A 3489-nucleotide genomic window follows, 5' to 3' on the forward strand; every position below is an offset into this window, starting at 1 on the left:
GTAATTATTGAGGCACATACAGATAATATAAAACCAAAGGGCTATCCATCAAATTGGGAGCTTTCATCAGAAAGGGCAAATGCTATCTTTAACTACCTTGCAGAAAGGGGGCTTTCTAAAAAAAGGTTTAGGGTTTCTTCCTTTGCTGATACAAAACCCGCTATTCCAAGAGACCCATCAAACCCTAAAAACAATAGAATAGATATTGTTATAATATTAAAACCTTAAGATACGGTTATGTCAGTAGCATTGAAACTTGATATGCCAGAAGGCGTGTTCTCTGCTCTTCGCAAGGACCCGAATGAGTTTAAAAAAGAATTGTGTCTTGTGGCTGCGGTTAAGTGGTATGAAATAGGGATAGTTTCCCAGGAAAGGGCTTCTGAAATCGCAGGATTAAATCGGGCTGATTTTATTTTTTCCCTTTTTCGTTTTAAAGTATTTCCTTTCCAATACACAGCAGAAGAGATAGAAAAAGAATTGTATAATGCGGATTGAGCAGGTTATTGTTAATGCTTCTCCATTAATTTGCCTTGAAAAGAGTAGGTTGTTAGATTTATACTGAAAATCAATTGAATTTCAAGTAAGAAAGAAAAATATCTCTTAAGTAATTTGTAAAAAATGCCGAATAAATTAGGTAGAATGGCAAAATTTCTTAAGGATGAGGATAGGGACAAATTAAAAGGAAATAAGGGGTATAAATTCCCAATCTTTTTGCGTTCTTTGCGTTCTTGGCGTCTTTGCGAGACAATAAAACCTTCTTCATTCGTGACAATTCGTGTTTCATCCCTGCCCATTCGTGGTTCCAAAACCAGAAAGCACGAGACTTTTTTCAACACCATTTTCATACTACTACAATCTCAAAATCCTGTTATTATATCACCAATTTGTTAATTTCTCCATCAGAAAACCCTAATTGTTTAAAAATCATTAAGCAATATATTCCGGGAAGTTCTTGTTTGTTCTCTAAGATAGGAGCCTTCATTAACCTTCCTTTTACCATTCGTTTGTAAATGATGTGGTCACCCTTTCCTTCACGGTCAAACTCAGCGCCTCCTTTGGTAATTAGCCTTATCAGCTTCTTGCTGGACATTGAAGAAATTTTCCTTCGTTTAACCATAAGCAAGTATCTTCATTTTTGGCATAATATAAGGCTCTTCTTCCTCATCCTTAAGAAAGTCATGAAGTATCTCTAATGGTACGGGTCTTGTCGCCTCCATCCCCTCCTCGGTTGCGTCAAGATAGGAACAAATAGCATCTTTTATAGTTGCCATCGCTTCTTCTTTGGTATCGCCACATCCCACTACCATTAGCTCTAAACAGAGCGCGACATATTGCCCTTCTGACCTCTTAAGAACAATTGTGTATTGCTTATCCATTTGACTCACTTCCTCTTCTAAAATTATACCCCATTTCTTTCTTTTTGGCAATATCCATTATCATATGCCCCTTTACTTGCCTTAAGTTATTCTAAAGCCAGTAACTGGCTTGGCGCAGGGAAATCTGCCCCATAACCCACTGTTGCCAAAACCAGAAAATACAAAACCTTTTTCATTTAAAGAAACCACTAATTAACACCAATAAAACACTAAATTCGTGTTCATTCGTGCCTCATTCGTGTTTATTCGTGGTTTTAAAACCAAAAAAATAAAAACCTTTTTCATTCCCTAAACCCTATCTTCTTTGCCTCTTTAAAAGACCCTCATAATTTGAATATTTACCTTTCACTATTAAGCACAGATGATAACATAACTACGCCCTTCTCTGTAAAGGCATAAGGTAAATACTTTCGGTATTGCCCGCGTCCTGGAATTATGCTCCTCTTTTGTAAGTTGAAACATGAAATCTTCAGGCAACCTGCTGATATTACGCCTGACAGCCTGATTTAACACTTTAACAGGTAATCCTCTTACAAAAAGAATCTTGCCTTCTATCCTCTCTATTGGAACTAAACTACCCATTATTTACCCTCTAAAAACAAGTATATCCCAATTTCAGCCTTTTGGCAATTAAAAAAATAAAGCCTCAGGGAAATCCGCAGCATAACCCAAAGGAGCCACCAGAAATCCTAAAAACTTCCTCATCTCTTAGACTACCCCGTCAGGCTTCGTCTGCCACCCCTTCAGAGAAGGGAAATAATTTATTTTATAATTCCAATCTTTCCTATCTTCTTTCCTCCTGCTCCGCCGGTAATTGTATAGATATAGACCCCGGAGGCAATGTCTTCTCCTTTTACATCCCATTTTTCAACTGGCTCATCTACATATATTCTATTTATCTCTTCACCGCTAATGTTATAGACCTTGATTAGAGAATCCTTGCTGAGATTGATAAAGTAGATGTATTTTCCTCCATAGCTTGGGTCGTTTTTCTTCCAGGGGTTGGGATAGCAATAGGCATCATTATTGGTTAGGGCAAAGATAGAGCCTAATGGTGCGATAAGGGTAAGATGGGTAAGGATTCCACCGACAATGTTTCTTAAAGGATCAACCCAGGAATTTGAAACCCCTTCCCACTTCTTTGTTTGCTCGTTAAAGGTGTATAGCCTCAATGTCTCTTCCCTTATACTGCCAAGGCTATCCTCATTGTATAAAACCTCAAGCTTTATGGTAAAGCTTCCCCGAAACTCCTCGCCTTTTGTGTTGATAAGCCTTACCTCAATACAGATGCCTATTCCATTCTCAGGTTTGTTTGTGGTAAAGGTAAAGTAATGCTTAGCATCAGTGATACAAACGATAAAACTATCGCTTAGGCTTCCTGTTTCTATTAGGCTGACTGTTCCCCATAGGCTTGCTATGTCTAAGGTTGCTCCTGGATTTATGTAGGCAGTAGTGGTTGCTTGGCTGGTTAATCCCTGATAGGTTGCCGTGATTGTATCCTTCCCACCATTGGGGGATGTGGCAATGGTGGCAATGCCTATCCCAATTCCATTGGTTAGGGAAATTGTAGTTGGAAATATGGAGTTTGTGGTGTTTGTTAAGCTAGCGCTTCCTGTGGTTAAGGCTGGATTTCCAAATTTATCCTTTGCCACAATCGTTAAGGTAAATGTGGCGTTGATGGTTGTGGTGGAAGGTGCTTTAAGCTCAAGATAAGAAAATGCTCCGGCAATGACTGTAATGCTTGTGGTAGCACAGATTTCTGTGGTTGTAGCAATTAGGGTATAGGTTCCTGTGGTAGTAAAGGTTGCGATAAGCGTTGCAGTTCCCTTTAAAGTTGTGGCAGTTCCTATGAAGGGATTGTAGCTAAAGTGAACAATGGTTCCATCTGCCACAGGGTTGTTGTTTTGGTCTTTAACATAGGCATAGGCTGTGGTTGTTCCAGAATCGGCATTGATTATCTGAGGATTGGCAGTAAGGGTTAGGGTGGCTGGATTTCCTGAAATCACCGTAATGCTTGTTGTTCCTAAGGTCTCTGTGGTTGTGGCAAATAGGGTATAGATGCCTATGGTGAATAAGCCAAATAGCTCCTTGGTGGCTGTGCCCTGCATTGTGG

The 3489-nt window shown here is 39.4% G+C and carries 6 protein-coding genes; 2 read left to right on the plus strand and 4 right to left on the minus strand.

Translation table 11 applies throughout. From position 1 onward, the window contains the following. Both AB1630_11325 and AB1630_11330 read left to right on the plus strand, forming a co-directional pair. On the plus strand, window positions 1–228 hold a 228-nt coding region (locus tag AB1630_11325; GenBank protein MEW6104384.1), incomplete at its 5' end, for an OmpA family protein. A gap of 9 nt (window positions 229–237) precedes the next feature. Further along, entirely contained in the window at window positions 238–495 is a 258-nt protein-coding gene (locus AB1630_11330; GenBank protein ID MEW6104385.1) for a UPF0175 family protein, read from the plus strand. Between the two features lie 376 nt (window positions 496–871). Here AB1630_11330 and AB1630_11335 read toward each other — a convergent pair whose 3' ends face one another. The 4 genes from AB1630_11335 to AB1630_11350 all read right to left on the minus strand — a co-directional run. Next, window positions 872–1117 carry a type II toxin-antitoxin system HicA family toxin gene (locus AB1630_11335; protein ID MEW6104386.1) on the minus strand — a complete coding sequence of 82 codons (246 nt, stop codon included), beginning with the start codon at window positions 1115–1117 and terminating at the stop codon, window positions 872–874. Beyond that, a complete protein-coding gene (locus AB1630_11340; GenBank protein ID MEW6104387.1) occupies window positions 1110–1427 on the minus strand; it encodes a hypothetical protein in 318 nt (105 codons plus the stop codon). Before AB1630_11340 ends, AB1630_11335 begins: the two co-directional genes overlap by 8 nt. A 300-nt stretch (window positions 1428–1727) precedes the next feature. Next, complete coding sequence (locus AB1630_11345; GenBank protein ID MEW6104388.1) at window positions 1728–1958, minus strand: ORF6N domain-containing protein; 231 nt, start codon at window positions 1956–1958, stop codon at window positions 1728–1730. 179 nt (window positions 1959–2137) lie between these two features. Beyond that, window positions 2138–3489, minus strand: a 1352-nt coding sequence (locus AB1630_11350; protein MEW6104389.1) for a T9SS type A sorting domain-containing protein, incomplete at its 5' end; no start/stop codon positions are given.

This window comes from bacterium (assembly GCA_040753555.1).
Taxonomy (GTDB): domain Bacteria; phylum UBA9089; class UBA9088; order UBA9088; family UBA9088; genus JBFLYE01.

Excerpts from the sequence above, each read along its gene's own strand:
- AB1630_11330 (MEW6104385.1), top strand. The coding sequence starts at position 238 with ATGTCAGTAGCATTGAAACTTGATATGCCAGAAGGCGTGTTCTCTGCT.
- AB1630_11335 (MEW6104386.1), bottom strand. The coding sequence starts at position 1,117 with ATGGTTAAACGAAGGAAAATTTCTTCAATGTCCAGCAAGAAGCTGATA.
- AB1630_11345 (MEW6104388.1), bottom strand. The coding sequence starts at position 1,958 with ATGGGTAGTTTAGTTCCAATAGAGAGGATAGAAGGCAAGATTCTTTTT.